At 56.9% G+C, this 18,261-nt stretch carries 11 protein-coding genes; 4 read left to right on the top strand and 7 right to left on the bottom strand.

Going from position 1 to position 18,261, the window contains the following annotated elements:
* Positions 1 to 87 precede the first annotated feature (87 nt).
* From NB063_RS31010 to bcp, 6 genes are all read right to left on the bottom strand, one after another.
* Positions 88 to 921, bottom strand: coding sequence for a sirohydrochlorin chelatase (locus NB063_RS31010; RefSeq protein ID WP_250933537.1), 834 nt, complete (start codon positions 919 to 921; stop codon positions 88 to 90).
* Positions 896 to 1,273 carry a heavy-metal-associated domain-containing protein gene (locus tag NB063_RS31005; RefSeq protein WP_250933535.1) on the bottom strand — a complete coding sequence of 126 codons (378 nt, stop codon included), beginning with the start codon at positions 1,271 to 1,273 and terminating at the stop codon, positions 896 to 898. Before NB063_RS31005 ends, NB063_RS31010 begins: the two co-directional genes overlap by 26 nt.
* A 33-nt stretch (positions 1,274 to 1,306) precedes the next feature.
* Positions 1,307 to 2,710 (bottom strand): S41 family peptidase, encoded by a 1,404-nt coding sequence (locus tag NB063_RS31000; protein WP_250933533.1) that lies wholly within the window; start codon positions 2,708 to 2,710, stop codon positions 1,307 to 1,309.
* Between the two features lie 13 nt (positions 2,711 to 2,723).
* Positions 2,724 to 3,521 (bottom strand): type I methionyl aminopeptidase, encoded by a 798-nt coding sequence (gene map / locus NB063_RS30995; RefSeq protein ID WP_250933531.1) that lies wholly within the window; start codon positions 3,519 to 3,521, stop codon positions 2,724 to 2,726.
* 197 nt (positions 3,522 to 3,718) lie between these two features.
* Positions 3,719 to 5,614 (bottom strand): Hsp70 family protein, encoded by a 1,896-nt coding sequence (locus NB063_RS30990; protein WP_407652749.1) that lies wholly within the window; start codon positions 5,612 to 5,614, stop codon positions 3,719 to 3,721.
* Entirely contained in the window at positions 5,608 to 6,090 is a 483-nt protein-coding gene (gene bcp / locus NB063_RS30985) for a thioredoxin-dependent thiol peroxidase (RefSeq protein WP_250933527.1), read from the bottom strand. The genes NB063_RS30990 and bcp overlap by 7 nt, the downstream gene beginning before the upstream one ends.
* A gap of 389 nt (positions 6,091 to 6,479) precedes the next feature.
* Between bcp and NB063_RS30980 the strand changes: the two genes are divergently transcribed.
* The 4 genes from NB063_RS30980 (at position 6,480) to NB063_RS30965 (ending at position 16,720) form a co-directional block, all read left to right on the top strand.
* Positions 6,480 to 10,262, top strand: coding sequence for a family 16 glycoside hydrolase (locus tag NB063_RS30980; protein WP_250933525.1), 3,783 nt, complete (start codon positions 6,480 to 6,482; stop codon positions 10,260 to 10,262).
* 90 nt (positions 10,263 to 10,352) lie between these two features.
* Positions 10,353 to 11,456, top strand: a complete 1,104-nt coding sequence (locus NB063_RS30975; RefSeq protein ID WP_250933523.1) for a hypothetical protein — start codon at positions 10,353 to 10,355, stop codon at positions 11,454 to 11,456.
* Between the two features lie 1,113 nt (positions 11,457 to 12,569).
* Positions 12,570 to 13,889, top strand: coding sequence for a DUF1552 domain-containing protein (locus tag NB063_RS30970; protein WP_250933521.1), 1,320 nt, complete (start codon positions 12,570 to 12,572; stop codon positions 13,887 to 13,889).
* A 362-nt stretch (positions 13,890 to 14,251) separates the two neighbouring features.
* Positions 14,252 to 16,720: a DUF1588 domain-containing protein gene (locus NB063_RS30965; RefSeq protein ID WP_250933539.1), complete on the top strand. Its 2,469-nt coding sequence runs from the start codon at positions 14,252 to 14,254 to the stop codon at positions 16,718 to 16,720.
* A gap of 26 nt (positions 16,721 to 16,746) precedes the next feature.
* Here the strand turns inward: NB063_RS30965 and NB063_RS30960 are convergent, their stop codons facing one another.
* Positions 16,747 to 18,090 (bottom strand): MFS transporter, encoded by a 1,344-nt coding sequence (locus NB063_RS30960; protein ID WP_250933519.1) that lies wholly within the window; start codon positions 18,088 to 18,090, stop codon positions 16,747 to 16,749.
* Between the last annotated feature and the right edge of the window lie 171 nt (positions 18,091 to 18,261).

Below are 18,261 nucleotides of genomic sequence, written 5' to 3'. Positions count from 1 at the left end.
TTCCTGCAGACCTGCTTAGCAGCTAAGACTATCGCCCACTCAAGCGTCCTAAACGCGGCAAGTTTCAAATACGCCGCACAACCTAGATCACTCGGCGGAGCGGATTCGTGCGGCGATTGCTTGCGCGACGCGATCGGTTGGGCCTAGATAATCCGAAAGGTCAAACCGGATTTCGGGGAACCTCGATGCCGCATCGGCGACTTGTTTTTCGATCGCTTCGTATAATCGTCCGGCAAACAAAAGATGCGGGTGAACAACGATTCGGTCGAACAATCCGGACCCTGCGACTTGTTCAAGAGTCGCTGGCAATCGTGGATGGGCCATCGCATAGAACGTCGTCTGCAACCCGGCACGCGGCACGACGTATTCCCCTGCGATCGAATGGCCATCGGCATGTCCCATCACGACGGTTTCGCTGAGCACTCGCATGTCCGACGTCGCACAAACATCACGACTACCTCGGCCCACCATCACAATTGCGGTGCGTCGAGATCGCCCCGCATCACTCTTGGCTAAAGTCTGACGAAGTCGTTCCCGGACGGCTGCGATCATGTCCGCTTGGCGGGTGATCGGCCGGGCATAGCGAACCCGAACGGATTCACCCCGTGGGGAAGACGCCCGCGCAGATTCGACTTCGTCCGGGATATCGGACTTTGCATGCCCAGCGGAAAACAACAGCAATGGAGCGACTGTTACTTCCGTGCAGCCGCACTCCATCAGCGAGTTCCATGCCTCGGCAATGTTCGGCTTTTGGAACTCGAGCAGGCACGGACGTACGATCGCTGCGCCGTGCAGGTGCACGGCCAAACGATCGCTCAACTGAAAGAACTCCTCGGTCCCTACGGAATCACGGGTGCCGTGGCCGACGAGTAAGACGCCGTGTGAAACGCTCAAACTATTGAATAAGGTTGGCTTCAGCAAAACCTTCTTGCTTGAGGCTCGCGAGTGCGGCATCGAGGTTGAAACCTGCGTCGTATTTGACGATCACTTTTTTGACCGTCAAGACATCGGGATCCGGCTGTTCGGCAAGCGTCACTTCACTAACGCCAGAAGCTTGCTCAAGCGTTTCTTTGACGTGAGGGTAACATGCGAATTGGCAATGCATGCCGGGCACTTCCAGCGTCAGCGAGCCTGGCTCTGCAAGAACAGTGTGCTCGGTCGATACCTGCGACGCCTCGGTTGAACTCGGTTGGCTGGTGGGTGGCGAGACGATCAGGGCGATCATGATCCCGAGAGCGGCGATACCAGCGACGGCGTAGACAATCGATTTCATCTTTGCAAACTTTTTAAATAGGAGTGAAAGTCGCTAGGCGGCTTTGTTGAGATCTTCGTTCGTTTCGGTGTCTTGATCGTCTTCAGGCTCAGACGATTGTTCGACGCGGTACTCGGGCAGCATGCGCTGCACCACTGCGGCGAGCGGTTTGTCGAGCATCCAGACGGTCGCGTCTTCAGGAATGTCATCCTGCCCACCCGCCTCAGATGCTTCCGTGGTAATGGAACTGAACGCCGTTCGGTCAATCCCTTTGAGAGACGGGTAGGACGCCTCCTGCCACAACGTCATCAATCGCCGCAGGCTCGGTAGATCCATCTCGATCGCCAAACCTTCGTCAGGGGTGACGCCCCAAATGTCATCTTCGTCGTCGTCTTTACCGCGATGAATGTTCTGGTCACTCGGTCGGAAATACTTGGCGACGGTTAATCGTAGCGCGCTGCGGCCATATTCCAAGGGCAGAATATTCTGGACGGTGCCTTTTCCAAAACTGCGAGTGCCGCCGACGATCGCCCGCCCGTGATCCTGTAAAGCCGCCGTCACAATTTCGCTGGCGCTGGCCGAATCGTGATCAATCAGAATCGCCATCGGAATATTGGTATTTACCAACGTTCCCTGCGTCGCAACGGCTTCTTCTTCAAGCCGTCCGCCGCGAGTTTTTGTCGAAACGATCTTTCCCGAATTCAAAAACATGTCGGCAACCTCGACCGCCGCGTTGAGCAATCCGCCGCCGTTGCCCCGCAGGTCAAGCACGAAGGCGTCGAAGTCGTTGTTGAGGTTCCGTAGGACGCTCTCGAGCTCGCTGACCGTTTTGTCACCGAAGCTCGTCATCCGCACGTAAGCGACCCTTGGATTTTCATCGAGCCGGTAAACCCAATTGTTGTTTTCGTCACGATGGTCGCCGATCACCGATTCCATTTGGATGCGATCGCGAACGATTGTCGTTTTGACTTCTTCGTCGCCACGACGCAGCGTCAGGTCGACCGTTGTGCCGACCGGGCCCCGCAATCGTTCGCTGACTTCGCGGATATCCAACGTCGCGACGACTTCACCATCGACCTCGATAATCTCATCTCCAGGCAAAACCCCCGCCGCGAGAGCGGGCGAGCCTACCAGAGGCGTGATCACCCGGACCGGGCCGTCAGTCGAAGGTTGATCGACATAGATTCCGATCCCCGCGAACTCCTGCTGGATCGTGTCTTGAAAGGCGCGATACTCGACCGGCGGGATGAACTCGCTGTGTTGGTCCAACGTCGCCGTCATGCCGGCAAGTGCCGACAGGATCAATTGTCGATCATCGACGGGCTCGACGTAATATCGATCGATCATCTCCAACGCTTCGCCGACCAGCAACGCGGTGTGCGTTCGCTGCTGCAGGACATGACAAGCGGTCGAAACGACCAACGTGATACAGATGATCGTCAGATTGCGTGGCAGCATAAATCCGACCGGCCTAGAACCGGTGCCCCTTTTGAGGCCCATTCTTGGTCAATGTCAGAATCTCTGGCCCCGATTCCGTCATCAAGATCGAGTGTTCGAACTGCGCCGACGGCCGACCGTCCTTCGTTCGAACTGTCCAACCATCCACTTTGTCGCATTTCGTATATCGGCTACCCGCGTTGATCATGGGCTCGACGGTAAAACACATTCCCGGGAACAGCCGATCGATCCGACTTTGGCGGTTGGGGAAGTGAGGGATCGACGGATCGAGGTGAAATTGACGTCCAAGACCGTGGCCGACGTATTCGCGAACGACCGTAAAGCCACGACGATGGGCTTCGGGGACGACGGTTTCACCGATCGTCGCCACCCGGCAACCGGGCGTCAACGCTTCGATCGCCATGTGCATGCAATCAAACGCACACTGCACCACCGCACGACGTTCTTCGGTGGTTTCGCCGATGATGAAGGTTTCACTTTGGTCGCCGTGCCATCCGTCAACGATGGTCGTGATATCGACGTTAACAATGTCGCCTTCTTGCAGCTCGTAATCGTCCGGGATTCCGTGGCAGATGACTTCGTTCACGCTTGTGCAGCAACACTTGGGGAATTTTTGATACCCCAGCGTCGCTGCTTTGTAGCCGTGATCGTAAGTCCAATCGTGAACGAGACGGTCAATTTCGTTGGTCGTAACGCCAGCCTTGACGTGCGGACGGACGAAATCCATCAATTCGCCGTTCGCTTGGCCGGCTCGTCGCATCATATCGCGTTGGGCGTCGGTCAGAATGAGTTTTTTTTGCTTGGTCAGCATGGTCGCCTTTGGAAAAAGTGGTCTATGCGAAATCATAGCAGGTTTCAACGACGGGCAAAATCATATCCCCCATCGAGTATCCCCGAAGCGAAGCAACAGCGGGCCCGGGAAACTCACAGCCCGCGTGACCGTCAACGTCCCCCGCTAGGGCGGCGATTTTGCCGGCGTCCTCCACCGCCCCCCAGGTCGGCCTCCAGCTAGGATCTTGCGTTAAACTCCAATTTCCATCTCCGATCCGACTGGCTGCCGTGACACCACAGCTCGAACATCCCCAATTCGGTCACTCGCGATTGAAACCGCACCGGGACAAACGGCCGCGATGGCAATCCCGCCGAATCCCCCCCGGCTTCTTGGCCATCATCCTCCAGCGTCAACTCGATCGGCTCGCTCTCCTGCAAATCCTCAGGCGACCAACGATCCAGCCTGGCGCCGGGGAGGTCCCCCGGGCGAGTTGTTGACGAAAAGAATCGGAACCGCGCCGGGGTACCGACGACCACACCGACTTCTTCGCCGGGAACTTCCGCTTCGCTGCCCTCTTCCATCCCTTGAGCGGCGACGCAAACAGCCCGCAACGGCCGCGGGGCACCAGGAATCGCCAATCCCGCAGTCTCGATTCCGATGTAATACGACTTCGCCGTTCCGCCGCGAATGCGGATCCCGCCGGAGGTTTTCGCCCATCCATAAAAAGCCGCCCCGATCGCGACGGAATGGTCCAAATCCGCCGCACCGCTGAGCAACGTCGGCGAATCATCGAACCAGCTCGCAACAGTCGACTCCAACCGCGAGCGGATCGAATCGGCGCGAAACACGCCGCCGTTTAGTAATAGGTGGGTAACCGACGATCCACGGCCTTCGTGTTCGGCTTCCGAAACTTCTCCCGAGTTCAAATGGTCGGCTAAGAATGCTGCCACCTGTTTCGTGATCGCCGGATCCGATTCGTATGGCAACCCGATGTCTTGGAAACCACTTTGCACGTTCATCTGCGGCCGCTCATCGGAACCGCACATCGGGAAGAACCCCTCGACCAACGTCGCCGCCGCTTCAGACTTTGACATCGCGATCGTGATCGTTCCGCCGATCAATGAACTGCCACGACCGAGCACTGAGATCGAATGCTCCTCGGGACCGTCGTCGGACATCAGCCTTTCTTTGGCATCACGGCAAGCGTGCCACAATGAAGTGCTCTGCCAAGGATCGAGGTCGTGGCCTTGCTCGCGGAATTTCGCGGACGCTTGATAAGCCAACGCCAAGTCCATGTTGTCGCCACCGACCAGCAGGTGATTACCGACGGCATGCCGACGCAGCACAAAATCGCCGTCGTCTTCCCCGACACCGACCAACGTCAAGTCGGTCGTCCCTCCACCAACGTCGACGACCAACAACGTATCGCCGGGCTTCATTGACTCCCGCCACGAGCCGCCCGTCGACGCCAAGTAACGATAAACGGCCGCTTGCGGTTCCTCGAGCAGCACGAACTGATCACTCAGCCCCGCCTCAATTGCCGCTTGGCGGGTCAAATCGCGTGCCGCCGGGTCAAACGACGCGGGCACCGTCAAAACGACTTGCTGTTGATCAATCGGCGCGTCGGGGAACGCGGCGTGCCATGCCGCGATCAAATGTTGCAGGTACCGCCGCGTGCATTCGAATGCCGACACCTTCGGCACTTCGCTCGGTGATTGCCAAGGCAACACGGCATCCGTGCGGCCGATCTTGGCGTGACACAACCAACTCTTGGCCGCGACGACGACCCGTTGCGGGTTATCGGCCGATTGCTGCCGCGCGTAGACACCGACGACACCCTCGCTAGGATCGGGGAACGAAGTCGGAGCCTCCCCGTGCGACAGCGTCGATGGGTCGATCCGCAGTGCATCGACTTCGTTCTCGCGCGGCAGATACAGGAACGACGGCAACGACGTACGCGACTCCACTTGGCCCGGCCCAACGATCTGTGGGATCGGGAGCAACTGAATTTCAGGCGGATCGTCGCGATGCGCCACTGCCGATTCGCCTTCGTTATCCTTGGCGACGGTGTAGGCAACGACGCTGTTGGTCGTCCCGAGGTCGATCCCGATGCAATACTTTTCGTTCACGATTTTGATTCCAACTCAGCGAGCACGTTGATCACTTGTTGATCGTGACCGTCGACTTTGACGCGTTTCCAAACTTTGACAACTTTACCGGAACCATCGAGAACATAAGTGCATCGCTGCATGCCCATCGACTTCTTGCCGTAATTGTTTTTCTCTCGCCACGCACCGTATTTTTCGCTCATCGCATGATTCGCGTCGACCAACAACGGAAACGGCAACGAGTGATCTTCACGAAACTTGATATGGCTTTCGGCTGAGTCCGTGCTGATCCCAAACAACTGTGCTCCGGTCGCCTTCATTTCGTCGTAACGGTCGCGAAACGCACACGCTTCTTTCGTGCATCCAGGTGTGTTATCCCGGGGGTAGAAATACAACACGACGGGATTGCCGGCCAAGTCTTTCAATCGCACCGTGTTCCCGTCTTGATCTTTTAAAGTGAACGCGGGAGCTTTCGTTCCTGGTTCTAAATAATCAGCCATGAGTGGCGAGTCCTGAATGTTGTGAATGATTGATTGGGGCGGACGACGGTATGTCGGGCGAAACAGCAGTGGGATTCGCCAAAATTCCTTACCCGAGGATTTCAGACGGAATTCACGAAGCCATTTCGCTCTCACGCGGCCCCCAAACGGCGTCCAATTTCCTCAGGAATGGTACGAACCGAGCCGAACTTCGTCGAGGCACCCCCCGCCGTCGCCCGGTTGGAGGGCCCGAACCCCACGTCGTAAGGCCCCAATTGCGGCCAAAACAGACTGTGATGCTTGCACCCCATCTATAGACCAAATACCTTACTGCGGAACTTGTTGACCGCTAAATCACAAGTTTCCCCGCCTTCAACCCCGCCCACCCTACCGACCACAAGAGCATCTTTATGCCCACGATGTGTCCGGCGTCAGCGCGTTTCGCTGGCCTCTGCTTGTTCCTGCTGACAGGCTTTCTCTACGCCGACGAACCCAACATTCCAACGCCCGTCACCTCTCAATTCGAAATCCTCTTCGACGGGAAAACGCTCAACGGATGGGAAGGACTTGACTCATTCTGGTCCGTCGCTGACGGCGCGATCGTCGGCCAAACGACGCCAGAACATCCCACCAAAGGAAACACATTCCTTATTTGGCAGGGCGGTGATGTCGGTGATTTCGAGTTTCGCTGCAAGGTCCGCTTCGAAGGCAATAATTCAGGCGTCCAATACCGCAGCAAACTCGTCGATGCTGAAAACTTTGCATTGGCGGGTTACCAAGCCGACCTGCACCCCAAACAGGAATACTTTGGGATGATGTACGGCGAGCGAACCGGACGCGGCATCATCGCGACCCGAGGCCAACGCGTGATGATCTCGCCTGATGGCAACAAGAAAGTCATCGGCAAAGTCGGAAATGATAAAAACTTGATCGCTGAAGAATGGAACGACCTGCGGATCATCGCTGTCGGCAAACGGATCATCCACCAAGTCAACGGCATCACGACGCTCGACCTGACCGATCACCACAAAGACGCTCCAACCTCCGGCAAGCTTGGTCTGCAACTGCACGCCGGCCCCGCGATGAAGGTCGAATTCCGCAGCTTGCTGCTGCGTCAACTCTCCGGACAAGATGCCGAGGCCACACTCTCCGCAGCGATCCATCAAGCTGCCCCCAAAGAAGTCTCCGCCGACTCGATCGAGCAGCCGGTTCTCCAGGGCAGTGATTGGTTGACAACTGATCCGGCTCCCATCTGGATTTGGGCAAAACAATCCAAGCCCAACCAAAAGATCTGGCTACGTCATTCGTTCGAAATCACCGGCGACGTGAAATCGGCGCAGCTCTACACGACCTGTGACAACTCACTGAAGCTATCGATCAATGGTAAACCCGCTGGCAATTCAAGTGCGTGGGAAAAACCGCTGCAAGAAAACGTTACCAAACTGGTGACCTCCGGAAGAAACGTCATCGCCGCTGAATGTGCCAATCAGGGCGGCGTCGCAGCGTTCATGTTCAAGTTGCTGATTGAGACCAAGGACGGAAAAAAGCAGTCGGTTGTCTCGGATGCGACTTGGAAATTAAGCGAGTCTCACGTTGAAGACTGGCAAACCACGACGCTCGATGATTCCCAGTGGCAAACCGCCGTCGCGGGAAAGAAGCTCGGCGCGGCTCCATGGGGAATCCCGGGATTTCGCAATGCTGAATCGAGCAGCGGCAACGCCGATCCCTTGCACGCCAAGAACATCATGGTGCCGCCCGGATTCGTGGTTAATCGCGTCTACAGCATCCCGGAAACCCAAGGCAGCTGGGTGTCGATCGCGATCGATCCCCAAGGCCGCATTTATGCATGCGACCAAGCAGACAAAGGACTCTACCGCGTCACTTTGCAAGAAAACCATGAGCCCATCGTCGAGAAAGTCTCCGTCGGTCCGCTCGCCAATTTGTCGGGCGCCCAAGGCCTCGTTTGGGCGTTTGACAGCCTCTGGTTTCACCGCAACGGCGGGAACCTGTTTCGGCTGACGGACAGCGATGGAGACGACCGTCTCGATACCTCGGAAACGTATCCCGGTGGCACTGGCGGCGGCGAACACGGCAACCACGCCGTCATCGTGACCGAAGACGGCAAAGCGATCTACATGGACGGCGGCAATCACGCGCCGCGAGGTGACATCGTGTCGAGCCGTGTACCGACATGGTACGAGGGTTTGCTGTTGCCACGGATGTGGGACTCCAACGGTCACGCCCGCGGATTGCTCGCTCCCGGCGGATGGGTGACCCGTCTCGACCCGGAATCCAAAACGCAAACGCTGCACGCGATCGGTTTTCGCAACCAATACGACATAGCGCTGAATCGATTCGGCGACATGTTCACGTTCGATGCCGACATGGAATGGGACATGGGCGCACCATGGTATCGCCCGACGCGAATATGCCATGTGGTTAGTGGAGCAGATTTCGGATGGCGAAGCGGCAGCGGCAAATGGCCGACCTATTACGAAGACAGCCTGCCACCCGTTGTCGACATCGGCCCCGGCTCACCGACGGGAGTCATCTACGGAAAGGGAACGCATTTCCCGACGCGTTACCAAGACGCGATCTTCGCTCTCGATTGGACGTTCGGAACGATCTACGCGATCCACCTCAAACCGTCCGGTGCGAGTTACGTCGGTGAAGCCGAACCGTTTGCTTTCGGCGCTCCGCTGCCCGTAACCGACGCGGTCGTCGGACACGACGGGGCGTTGTATTTCGCGGTCGGTGGTCGCGGCACCGAATCGGCACTTTTCCAAGTCCGTTACGTCGGCAACGAATCCACCGCACCGCCGACGGACACCAATCCAGCGAACGTTGCCGCTCGCGAGCTACGCTGTTCCCTCGAAGCCTTCCACGGCGTCGAAGACGCATCCGCAGTCGCGGCCGCTTGGCCACACCTCGCGAGCAAGGATCGATTCATTCGCCATGCGGCACGAATCGCAATCGAAAGCCAACCTGTTTCAACCTGGGCTGATCGTGCGATCTCCGAAACGCACGGCCAATCTGCGATCACGGCTGCCGTCGCACTCGCCCGTCAGGGCGTTGCCGAGCATGCCGCACCACTGCTCCAGAATCTGCTGCAACTTCGTATCGAAGAACTCAGCGAAGGCGAACAGCTCGGAGCTCTACGTGCTTATGCTTTGATCTTCATGCAGCTCAATAGGCCGACTAAAGAACAGCGGGATCAAATCCTCGCGCAGCTCGAACCGCTGATGCCGAGCAGTGTGCCAAACGTCAACGTGGAACTCATCCGCGTGCTCACGTTCTTACAGAGCCCCAAGGTCGCATCCAAAGCCGTCGCTTTGATCCAACAACGCAGTGCGCCGGAGATGCCCGACTGGGGAACATTGGCATCGCGAAACAGCCGCTACGGCGGCGCGGTCAAACGGATGCTTGATAACCCGCCACCGTCGCATGAAATCATGATCGCGTTCCTGCTGCGAAACCTTCGCGAAGGCTGGAACCTTGATTTGCGTCGCGAATATTTCCTGTTTCTTAATGAAGCCGCCAAGACGTCTGGTGGGTCAAGCTTTCCGGGATACCTAACACGCATCCGCGATGAAGCCCTTGCAAACTGCAGCGATGAAGAACGCATGGCACTTAATGAAATCACCGGCGAAGATTTTAATCCCATTCCTGATTTCGAGATCGCTCCGATCAAAGGACCTGGCAATAAATGGGACATCGCGTCGGCTCTGGCCGCGGCATCGAAGGGGAAACCCGATTTCGAACGAGGGCGTTCGCTTTACTTCAGCGGAAAGTGTGCGTCTTGCCATCGGCTCGCCGGCTTGGGCGGCAACATCGGCCCCGACCTGACCAGCATCCCAAGCAAATTCGACATGAAGTACGTGGTGGAAGCGATTATTGATCCGAGCAAAGTGATCTCAGACCAATACGGCTCATCCACGGTGCTACTCGCCGATGGCACCTTGCTGACCGGACTCGTGATCAAACGTGACGGAGGCGACCTGACCGTCTATCCGATGCAGCCCGACGCGAAACCGATCGAGGTCGATGCCGATGACGTCGAAGAAGTGGTCCCCTCACCGATTTCGCAAATGCCACTCGAATTACTTGACGGCATGAATGCCAGCGAAGTTCGTGATCTAATGGGATACCTGATGTCCGGCGGAAACCCGTCCGATCGACGATATCGAAAGTAACCGGCACATCGTAACACGAAGGCGTCATTTGGGATCAGACGATCTCGATGACGCCTTCGATTTCGATCGCAACGCTACGGATATCTCGACATGACCGACGCGCCGAATCCTTACCAGCCGCCGACGTCCATCGACGAATCGGCTGGCACCGGCAGTGAAGGGACGATTGAATTACATGGCCATGTCAGCTTTGATGACCTCGTCGCGTTGATCGGAACCCCGTGGCTGTTTCGAGTCCTACAAATCGTGAGCCTACTCGGCGGAATCCTCACCGGGGTGCTTCCGCTCATCTTTGCCGCCGCCCATTTCAACGATGCCGCCAAAGCGTTACCGATGCTCGGCTTCGGCATCGCGATCATCGGCACCCTCACGCTAGTCAATTGGTGGTTCTCTCGAAAGCAACGTGCCCGCCGCCTCGCCAAACAGCCCCCGGGGATCATTGGTCCGGTCGACGGACGCATCAACGACTTTGGATTGGTATATCGTTCCGATGCAGGCGAGCGTGACTACCAGATTTCATGGGCGGCGTTCACCGACGTTGGTGTAACACCCAAAGGCATCAGGTTGGGATGGCACAACGGCGTTCCCACGACAATCGTCATCCCGACCGCATGCATCGAAAACTGCCCAATCGACGCCCTGCACAACAGGCTGGCTCGCTATCGCAAGAACGCCACCGAACCCGCCATTGTGGAAGTCGTACCTGAATGGGACCAAACGCCTGAAGGGGCGATCCGCTTCCAATCGTTTGTGCCTCTCAAACCGCCGCTAACGCAAGCTGAATCACGTCGGATGAAGATCCTTAACTGGGTCACACTGGCGAGTTGGGCGGTCGCGATCAACTTGCTCTGGTTTTTCGGCTTTCCAACCGCATTGGCCTTCATAGCTGCGTCTCAAGGTCTGATTTACTGGGTTTTCAAAAACGACTTCCTACGCGCCGCTCCCGATCCCTATATCTTCAGGATGTGGGGCTGGATCACTCCCGAATCCATCCACGGATACTTACCCGGCACGAACTGGATCGCACACCTGAAAGACGCCGTGCGACGCGAGGTGATCGACGACACCATACAAGTCGAATTCCCCGATGGCTCCGGCGTCGCACTGGCGTCCACGAACCTGTACTCCGCCGATGGCGAACGCTGGCCCGAAGTCATCGAGATCATCCAACGCACCACCAACACGCTCGAGTAGGCAGAGTCGTCAAGACGTTTGCAAGCCACTGTATCTAAACAGTGCACGCGAAAGTCCAAGAGAGCTACGCCGCCCGTGTGGCAAACCACACACTCCATCGGCGTACAACACGCATCCGTTGAACGCATTCAAACGCACATTGATTCCTACTCGCCTCGCCAGAAAACACCCTTGATCCAGCGGCCAGCAAGGGTACTGATCGATGCGTGCTAGGCGGGTAGGCAGGACTAATTGGGCAAAATCCTATGAGCCATTTGGGCGTTAGCCTGGACTGTTAATTTGTTGCGAAGACGTGAAAATACAGGACCGCGCCAGTAACGCTTCCATTCCAAGTCGCGATAGCGACGGCAGGAGAAAGCCGCGGACGCGAGTCCGGGGTCGACGTCGCCTCCACACATCCCAAGTCGCGAAGCGATGACAGATGCCGCAACCGGTGATCCATTCGTGCGCACGCATGGACTTTGTGTCGTCGCGTTGCGAGTTGCTTCACTTTGTTTTCCCAAAACCACGGACTCACGTCCGTGGCATTTGCCTGTCGTCACGATCGTGACTAAGCAGGTACATACAAGTGATTCGGTATAACGAGAATTCCGGTGATCGTGATCGGTTCGGCGTAGGCCGNNATTCCTGCAGACCTGCTTAATAGATAACGCGGACCGACCAATATAAACCGTCACAAACCGTGATATCTTGTTAGAAATCCTTCTGTTTCAAACAATCAGCGCACAGTCAAACCACACCCAAAAGCCACCCAGCCCCCGACAGAACCACCACCGCTTCGTCAATCGTGAGCGATGTCGCGACAGTGGGAGACATCAGACCGATATCGCCTCAGAAGCGAGCTATCGAATTCCCCTTGCAAAACTGACAAGAAAACTCTGTTGCGGCGGTTGTCGGGATGGCTAGAATAGAGAGAGTCACGTCAGGCATCTGCCGACCACCCCGCCCTCCTTCCTCCCCCCACCACACCCTGGCAGCCCACGCTCGCGTTCCGCTGTTATCTCCCGGCCTCGGGTTGTGTGACTTCCCAAGGCATCGCCTACTCGGACATTCAGTCTCGCCAGGCATCCTGAATCACGACAATCGACCGTCAAACACGTTGAAAGTTCGATCATGCTCAGCCGTAGAAAAATGCTGCAAGGACTCGCAGCCAGCACCGGTGCCGCGTTTGGTGCCTCGCTATTCCCGGAGCGTCTCCTTGCGTCACCGATTCAGAACACGACTCCCAAGCGAGTCATCTTCTTCATGCAGAATCAGGGCTTCGATCCCAAAACCTGCATTCCCGCCGGAATGAAGAGCAGCGGTTCGCTAGCGAAAGCCAAACTCCCCGAACCGATCAGCCCGCTCGAGCCATACAAAGAACGGCTGCACATCATCAATGGTCTGCACGGACTTCACACCAGTCCCTCACACAGTGCCTTCTTTGGTGCATTGGGCGGTTATCGTGGTAGCGATGGTGTGCCACCGAGCGCTTCGACGATCGACTACGAACTGAGCAAAGTTCTGCCGCAGACGTTGTTGCCTCATCTCTGCATCGGCATGGACTCGATCGAGAACATGAAGACCAAGCCGACAATCGCGACGCTGTCGGCCAGTGGTGCCGGTCAGCCGATCTTCATGCATTCGAATCCGAACCATCTCTATCAGATGCTTTACGGTGGCATCTCGTCGGGCGACATTCGCATGCAACACGAAGCCCGATCGAGCGTGCTGAGTCAAATCGAAAACCTTGCCGCCGCCAAAGGACAATTCCTCCCCGCCGCTGACCAACAACGCTACGGGCAATACGTCCAAGGCTTCCAAGAAGTCAACGGTCTTCGCGAGCGTCTCGACACCGTTTCGGATCACCTTCGCAAGTATGCCCCGACGGTAGATGAACGATACACGAATCCTGAATTCGAAACCGACTGGCACGACTGCCTGTTGGACCTTGGTATCTCGGCCCTCACGTCGGGCATTACCAGCACACTGACGATTGGTTCAGGTCGTGGTGAGATTTTTGGCGCATGGAAGGGACTCGGCGTCGAACAACAAGGGCACAACCTTGGTCACATGCCCCAACCCGACAACCCGATTTGGATCAAGATTCGCCAGTACAACAGCCGCATGCTCGTGCGGATCATGGAGAAACTGGAAAGCGTGCCCGAAGGCAGCGGCACGATGATGGACAACACGGTGATCGTCTACACGAGCAACAACGCCGACAAGCAGCACACGAACGGCGCCAACTGGCCCGTCATGTTGCTCGGCAACCTCGACGGTGCGTTTAAGAGCGGATGCTTCACGCAAATCGACGGCAAACGACCGATCAACGCACTCTACACATCGCTGTTGCGTGCCGCGGGCCAGAACTGCGACCGCTTCAACATGGATGACAAGATGGCGATGAAGTTCGACGACAGTAACGGACCGCTCAAGCAAGTACTGGCATAGGCATGGCGAGGACTTTGCAATTTGATCTTGGTTCCCCACGCTCGACCGCGTCGCGTGGGGTTGTTCGGTCCATTCGTTCGGCTGGAGTATCCAACGGGATTGGTGAAAAAACCGCGTCGCGTTTGCCTTTCCCCACCAAGGTCCTGCGTGTTTCCAAGCTTCGCGATTCGCGGGAACAGCAAGCCAGCTCTGAAAACCGTATTGCATCCGCTCAACAGGAGAGTGAAGTGAAACGCGACGCCATTTACTTGATCAATGGCCTGCGGGCGAAAGAGGCAGCTCGGGATCCGCAACTAACTAGCAACGCCAGACGTCGTTCTCTTACGCGTCAACTTCGGAACACACCATTGCTCGCAATTGCGATGGCCCTGGTCGGAATCGTTTCACTGGCCAACGCCGAAACCTACACCCCCGGCGATCCCGTCCACAAAGACTTCGCCGATTTTGTGGAACCGTTTCTCACCAACTACTGCGTCGATTGCCACGGCGAGTCCGATCCCGAAGGCGACCTGACACTCGAGGGCATCGGCCCAGTCGATGAGATCAACGCCAGCGTGTGGACGAGTGTCTGGGCTCAAGTCAGCTTGCAAGAAATGCCGCCGCCGGACATGTCCGAGCCGGAGGTGATCGAGCGTCTGCAGTTTTCCGATTGGATCGTCAGCGAACTCACACGAGTGATGCACGACAAGGGCGGATTCAGCCTTCATCGCGATCCTCAAAAAGGAAACTTCCTCAATCACGAGCTGCTGTTTGGTCCCTTGCCCGAAGGAATCAAACTAAAGCCAACGTCGTCGCCCGCACGCATCTGGCGTGTGACCCCTCAAGAGCACATCACACGGCTCAACGAGCTGATTAACACCGAACCGGAATACGCCCCCGCCACACCTGGGCTCCGCACCCACGGCGATTTCGTCCCCACCAACCACGGCGGCGAACTCAAACTCTACTTCGGTACCGATCGCATCATCAAATGGCAGGGCGGGACCGTCGCCTACGCCACGGCCGTCAAGAGCGTTCCCGCTGTTTTGTCGTCGGCCCGAACTCACGGCCTCGAAAATTACCCTGACTTCTATACCGTCAACAGCGCCGAAGCGACTCAGATTATGGGGATCGCTAGCGATATCATTCGCTACATGGCAGAGGGGCCGCTCAGCATCGCTGAGCCGTACCAGATTACCGACGACCCCAACTCAATCGCCGACAAAATGCGGGGCGATCTGCGAGGTCTCCCGACGAGCCTGACCTACAGCACGAAAATCGTCCGCCCTTTAACCCCCGTCTATGACCTCATGAAGGAAGACGAGGTTACCGAAGAACGTGCACGTGCGGCCGTTGACTTCTTATTCGAGGCGTTGACCTTTCGGCCACCGAGCGAAGCGGAGTCGAATGCTTACCTGGCGATCCTCCAACAGTCGATCGAAAAGCTCGGCAACTATGACGGCGCCGTCCTCGGACTTTCATCCATTTTTCTCGATCGTGACGCGCTCTTCCGACCCGAGCTAGCGGAAACCGGCAAAGCGGATGAATACGGCCGCGTCATGTTGCAGGACTGGGAACTCGGGCTGGCTGTTAATCACGCCCTCCGCTACATCAAACCCGACGAGGAACTTCGACTCGCGATTGTTGAAGGACGCATGCGAACGCGTGAAGACGTCAAACGAGAGGTCACGCGGATGCTAGCAGACGAGAGCATTCGCAAACCGCGGATCCTGCGATTCTTTCGCGACTATTTCGACTACGACCTTGGCGGCTACATTTGCAAAGACACCAAAGCTTTGAGTGAGACCGGTGCCAAGGCAACCGGAACTGCTCACTACACCGCGATGTTCGACGCCACGGCAAGCACCGATCGTTTGGTCGAGCTTGTTCTCCAAGAAGACAGGGATGTGCTTAAGCAATTGCTGACGACCGATAAAGTTGTGGCAGGCAAATCTGATAACCTTTATTTCGGTCGACAACGAACGCGAGATGAGGTTGCGGCGTCCATCGCCGCCGAGAAGGCAGAGGCAAAGAAACAAGCACTCGCCTTGGCCGCGTGGAAGAAGGAAAACCCCGACAAGGAACCGCCCAAAGCCAAGCCAGCTCAGAGAAAGTCGAAGATCAATCATGGCGTCTCGGAAGCTGACTTAACGGGCCCCCCCATTTTCGCTCGTGTGAGCCGGCGGAGTTTTGGCAACGGTTCAATGGATCCAGAGCGAGTCTTAGCGACCGCTCCCGAAGGTCAACGTTTAGGCATCCTGACCCATCCGAGTTGGCTCGTGTCCCACTCCGATGCGATGGACAATCACGCCATCCGTCGCGGACGCTGGATTCAAGAACGATTGATCGGTGGCGGCATCCCGGACGTCCCCATCACGGTCGACGCGATGCTGCCTGACGAACCACACAGCACGCTTCGCGAACGGATGCGTGTCACCCGCGAAGACTACTGCTGGACGTGTCACCAAAAGATGGACCCGCTGGGCCTACCGTTTGAAATGTACAACCACGCTGGTTTGTATCGAGAATTCGAACAACAAGAACCCGTCGACACGACTGGCGAGATCATCGACTCAGGCGACCCAACGCTGGACGGAAAAGTCGCCAACGCTTTTGAATTAATTCAACGACTCGCCGACAGCGAACGGGCCGAGCAAGTCTTCGTGCGTCATGCTTTTCGATTCTGGATGGGCCGAAACGAAACCCTCAACGACGCCCCTGTCTTGCAGGAAGCGTATCGAGCGTACAAAGAATCTAACGGCAGCATGAAAGCATTGATTGTGTCGCTGCTCACGTCGGACGCGTTCCTCTATCGCACGCGAACCGACGCGGTTTTGACCGCCGCGAACTAGCCCTCCGTCGACCGCCGATCTCGTTGCTACTCCGGACGATCCGCTCGCCATGAGGCTGCGATCAACACGATCGCGGCGACGGCGCACAGCAAGGTTGCCGGCCGGTACGCGCCGACTTGGTCGTGAGCGACGCTAAACAGATACGGACCGACCGCCGTCCCGGCAACGACGATCGAAGTCGAGAAACCGGAGATCGCTCCGAGATGCATGCGGCCAAAGAATCGAGGCCATGTCACCCCTGAAATGATGCCGAACATTCCTTGCATCAGCCCCATTCCCAATACCACAAACACGACAGAAAGGCTGGCATCCAAAAACGACAAACTCAACGCCAACATTAAACTGCCGGTCGATTGCACCATCGCCAAATACTTGAGTTTGACGAAATCGCTGAGCCAACTGCCAACGAATTCAACAACGACGCTGACGCACGCCGCGGGAACGAAGATCGCAACCGCTCGGCTTCGCGACATTCCCGCGTCACCAAAGATTGAGACGACATGGAACGAGAACGCAGTTAGTAGCAAACCCGACAACACGACGCTGAACGTAAAGACCCAAAATGAATACGTGCGTCTGGCCTCGGCAAGCGTGAAATGCCGCCCGGTCAGAGTTTCCGCGTGTGTCTTCCGATTCTCATTCGCAAACGGACCATCGGGCAGCATCCCATGTTGCTCGGGACGTGCTCGCGCAAAACAAACCGCGACCAACGAAAACGCAGCGACGATCATCGCGATCACCTGCCATGCCCAAGCCCATCCACCCTTCTGGATCAACCACTCAAAGAACGGCGGTGTGATCGAAAAGCCGAACGCGATTGAGATCCCGATGAAAGCCAGGGCCATACCACGTCGTTGTTCAAACCACTCCAACACCATGTTGCGGGAGGATAACGTCAACATCCCCTGGCCAAAGAAACGCATCGCAAAGAACCCGAGCGTCAAAACAACAACGGAGACGCCGTCTCGGAAATTGCTCGGAAAAATCGACGCGATCGCCCCCGAGATCTCGTCCGAAATACTCATTCCCGTCAAAACGATTGCCAACATCGCGGCGGAGCCGGCCGATACCCATCGACCGCCGAATCGGTCGTAGTACCGTCCCGCTCGACTGATCAACAACGCACTGCCGATCGTTCCGGCCAAATACGCAAAGCTGATCCAACTCCGCGACAATTGGTGAGCGTCGATCAAAAAGTCGGTAAATACCGAAACGCCCACCGTCTGACCGGGCGCACTCGCCAACACCCCCAAGGTCCCACACACCAGCACCACGGTCCCATAAAAGAACGGAAGCGACGTTGGATCGAAGGGAAAATTGGCGAATCGGGGACGCTGGTGGCGTACCTGAGTCGATCGGTCAGAAGTCATACTCGGTGCCGACGCAAATGGAGAACAAAGTCGCTAATTAAACATTGCCCCACCATTTGAGTCAGCCGGGATTGACAATCAACGCCTTCACCATCGTCAGACAGAAGCAAAGTGCATGCACGTTCACGAAACGCCAAACCGTTGACCTCAGGATGGGACGTTGATTGTTTA

Source organism: Aporhodopirellula aestuarii (assembly GCF_023701485.1).
GTDB classification, from domain to species: domain Bacteria; phylum Planctomycetota; class Planctomycetia; order Pirellulales; family Pirellulaceae; genus Rhodopirellula; species Rhodopirellula aestuarii.
The sequence above is the reverse complement of the archived record's forward strand: the minus strand, read 5'-3'. Positions and strand labels throughout refer to the sequence as shown.